At 70.6% G+C, this 3,486-nt stretch carries 3 protein-coding genes; all 3 read right to left on the bottom strand.

Translation table 11 applies throughout. From position 1 onward, the window contains the following. The coding region (locus EIO58_RS14715; RefSeq protein WP_240658898.1) for a glycoside hydrolase family 3 protein at nt 1–1,572 on the bottom strand (1,572 nt) is incomplete at its 3' end. A gap of 2 nt (nt 1,573–1,574) precedes the next feature. Next, complete coding sequence (locus EIO58_RS14710; protein ID WP_127820152.1) at nt 1,575–2,471, bottom strand: carbohydrate ABC transporter permease; 897 nt, start codon at nt 2,469–2,471, stop codon at nt 1,575–1,577. 1 nt (nt 2,472) lies between these two features. Then, a partial coding sequence (locus tag EIO58_RS14705) for a carbohydrate ABC transporter permease (RefSeq protein WP_240658896.1) occupies nt 2,473–3,486 on the bottom strand: 1,014 nt, incomplete at its 5' end.

Raw genomic sequence — 3,486 nt, 5'->3', positions numbered from 1 at the left:
GTCGCAGCCCTCGCCGCTCGTGCCGCGCCCGAACAGCCCGGCACGGTCGCCGAGCGCGAGCATGGCGACGTCCGCACCCTGTGCGGCGGCCACGGCGCCCGCGATGCCGTCGGTCTCGCCGCCGTCCACCGTCGTGCCGGCGGTATGCGTCACCGCGGCGGCCGGGAACTCGTTTCGCACCGCCTCGAGCAGCGTCGGGATGCGGATGCCCATCGCGACGCCGGGATGCTGCGTCACCACGTGCGTCGGGAACGAGTAGCAACCCAGCATCGCGTAGGGGTCGTCGGCGTTGGGTCCGATCACGGCGATCCGGTCCGGCGCCCCGAGCGGGAGGGTGCCGTCGTTGCGCACGAGCACGACCGCCTCTTCGGCGAGGCGCGCCGCGAGCGTGCGGTTCGCGGGCGGATCGAGGTCGATGCTGCCGCGCAGCGCCTCGAGGTCCGACAGGTCGACGCCTGCCAGCGCCGGGGGCACCGCCGACCAGTCGGCGGTGAGCAGTCCGAGCTCGCCCTTCTGGGCGAGCACGCGCCGCAGCGCGGTGTCGATGAGCCGCTCGTCGATCGCCCCCTCCTCGACGGCGCGGCGCAGTGGCTCGCCGAACGTGTTGACGGTGGGCAGCTCGACGTCGATGCCCGCCGCGAGCGCCTGGCCCGCGGCATCCGCCCACGTCTCGGCCACGCCGTGCAGCAGCTTCAGGAACGCGATCGAGAAGTAGTCCGCGACGACCGTGCCCTCGAAGCCCCAGTCGTCGCGCAGCAGCTCGGTGAGCAGGCTCCGGTCGGCCGCGGTCGGGATGCCGTCGATGTCGGCGTACGAGTTCATCACGCTGCGCACGCCGCCGTCGCGCACCGCCATCTCGAACGGCGGCAGCAGCACGTCGTTCAGCTCGCGCTGACCGATCGACACCGGAGCGAGGTTGCGGCCCGCCTTCGAGGCGGAGTACCCGACGAAGTGCTTGAGCGTCGCGACGATGCCGGCCGATTCGAGGCCCTGCACGTACGCAGTGGCGATCGTGGCGACGAGGTGGGGGTCTTCGCCGATGGTCTCTTCGACGCGACCCCAGCGCAGGTCGCGCACGACATCGAGGACGGGGGCGAGTCCCTGGTGCACGCCGACCGAGCGCATGTCGTCGCCGATGCGGCGCGCCATCTCGCCGACGAGCGCCGGGTCGAACGTGGCGCCCCACCCGAGCGGCACCGGGTACGCCGTGGCGCCCCACGCGGCGAAGCCCGCGAGGCACTCCTCGTGCGCGACGGCCGGGATGCCGTGACGGGATGCCTCGCGGATCCGCTGCTGCGTGCGCATGAGGCTGAGCGCGCCCATGGCCGGGTCGATCGGCCGGGTGCCGAACGGCCGCGTCAGCTGGCCGAGGCCCTGCGGAAGCAGCTCGTCGAAGTCGATGTGCTGATCCATGTCGTGCTGGTGCGGTGCGACGTCGCCGCCGCCGTCGTCGGCTCCGACCCACACGCCGTACAGCTGCGCGATCTTCTCTTCGAGGGTCATCCTCGCGATGAGCCCTTCGACATCCGTCGTGTCCGTCATCGTCGCGACGGCCTGGACGCTCTCGTCCATGGTCATCCCTTCACCGCCCCGGTCAGTCCGCCGACGATGCGCTTCTCGGCGACGAGGAAGAACGCCAGCGCCGGAATCATCGCCAGCGATGTGTACGCCAGGATCGCTCCGGTGTTCTGCGAGTACTGGCTGGAGAACTGGGTCACCCCGAGCGGAAGCGGCCACAGCTCCTGCGGGAGGCTTCCGGTGCTGATCACGAGAAGCGGCAGCAGGTATCCGTTCCAGCTCGCGACGAACGCCAGGATGCCGACCGTGATGAGGCCGGGCTTGGCCAGCGGCAGCATGATGCGCCAGAAGAACCCGATGCGCGTGGCGCCGTCGATCATCGCCGCCTCTTCGAGCTCGGCCGGGATCGCGCGCAGGAACGGCACCAGGATGATGATCGTGGTAGGCAGCGCGAACGCGATGCCCGGGATGATCACCCCCAGGTACGTGCCGTGCAGGCCGAGTGTGCGCAGCAGCAGCGTCAGCGGGAGCGCGGCGACGGTGAGCGGGAACATGAGGCCGGCCGCGAACAGGGTGTACAGGCCGTGGCGGCCGCGGAACTCGTAGCGCGCCAGGACGAACGCGGCCATGATGCCCGCGATCACGACGCCGACGGTGGTCGAGACCGCCAGCACCGTGCTCGCGAAGACGTTGCCCCAGAACCGCGGAGCGCCGAGCACCTCGACCCAGTTCTGCAGGGTCCACGGGTCGGGCAGCCCCGCCGGGTTCGCGTTGATGTCGGCCGTGGTGCGCAGGCCGCCCATGAAGACGTAGAGCACCGGGCCGACCGCGATCGCCGCGATGACGAGCGCGACGAGATAGACCAACGGCTGGCCCCAGTCGAACCCGCGCCGGACCGGCTGGACCTCGCGCGGCTGCGTGCTGCCGGTGACGATGGTGGTGGTGGCCGACATGTCAACGCACCTCATTCTTGCTGCGGGCGCCGGGCTCTCGCCCGCGAGTGGCGCGGGATCCCGTGATCGAACCCGCGAGGTCGCGGCGCAGCGCGAGGCGCTGGTAGACGAGGGCGATGACGAGCGAGATGACGAACAGGATCACGGCGATCGCGCTGCCGTAGCCGGGCTGCCCGGCGAACTGCCCCTGCTGCACCATGTAGGTCGCCATGGACTCGGTGCCGATCCGCCGCACTGCCGGCGCGACGGTGACCCAGATCATGTCGAAGACCTGGAGCGAGCCGATGATCGACAGGAAGGCCCAGATGCGGATGGTGGGCCCGAGCAGCGGCAGGGTGATGTACCGCTGGATCTGCCACCAGCTCGCGCCGTCGATGGCAGCGGCCTCGGCGAGCTCGTCGGGGACTCCCTGGAGGCCTGCGAGCATCAGCAGGATCGCGAATCCGATGTACTTCCAGGTGAGGATGAAGAAGATCGTCCACAGCGCGAGCGTGGGATCGGCGAGCCAGTTCTGGGCGAGGGCGCCGAGGCCGATCGCCTCGAGGGTCGCGTTGACCGCGCCGGCGGGCTGCAAGATGAGCCGCCACGACAGGCCCGCGATCACCTCGGCGAGGACGTACGGCACGAAGATCAGCAGGCGGAACACGCTGCGGCCGCGTAGGCGCCGGTTCAGGAGGAGCGCGATGCCGATCGCGATGGGTCCCTGCACGAGCAGCGACATGACGAGGATGAAGAACGTATTGCCGATGGCGCGCTGGAACTCGGGTGTCGTGAGGGCGCGCACGTAGTTGTCGAGGCCGATGAATCGCGCCGAGTCGGCGAGGTGCGACCACTGGAAGGCGGGCGGCAGGTTGTAGAGGCTGTACACGGCCGCGAGGATCACCGGCAGGATCACGAAGCCCAGGAACAGCACGAGGGCGGGTGTGACGAAGAGGACGATCTCGAAACGCTTGCGCGCCTCGCCGCGCCGGGGCCGGCGCGCGGGTGCAGGGCCCGGGCCCGCGGCGACCGCGGG

This window comes from Microbacterium sp. CPCC 204701, assembly GCF_004010105.1.
Classification (GTDB): Bacteria; Actinomycetota; Actinomycetes; order Actinomycetales; family Microbacteriaceae; genus Microbacterium.
This window is presented reverse-complemented; position numbering and strand designations above follow the sequence as displayed.

Bases quoted from the DNA above. Each gene is read 5' to 3' on its own strand.
- EIO58_RS14710 (WP_127820152.1), bottom strand. From the start codon at position 2,471: ATGTCGGCCACCACCACCATCGTCACCGGCAGCACGCAGCCGCGCGAG.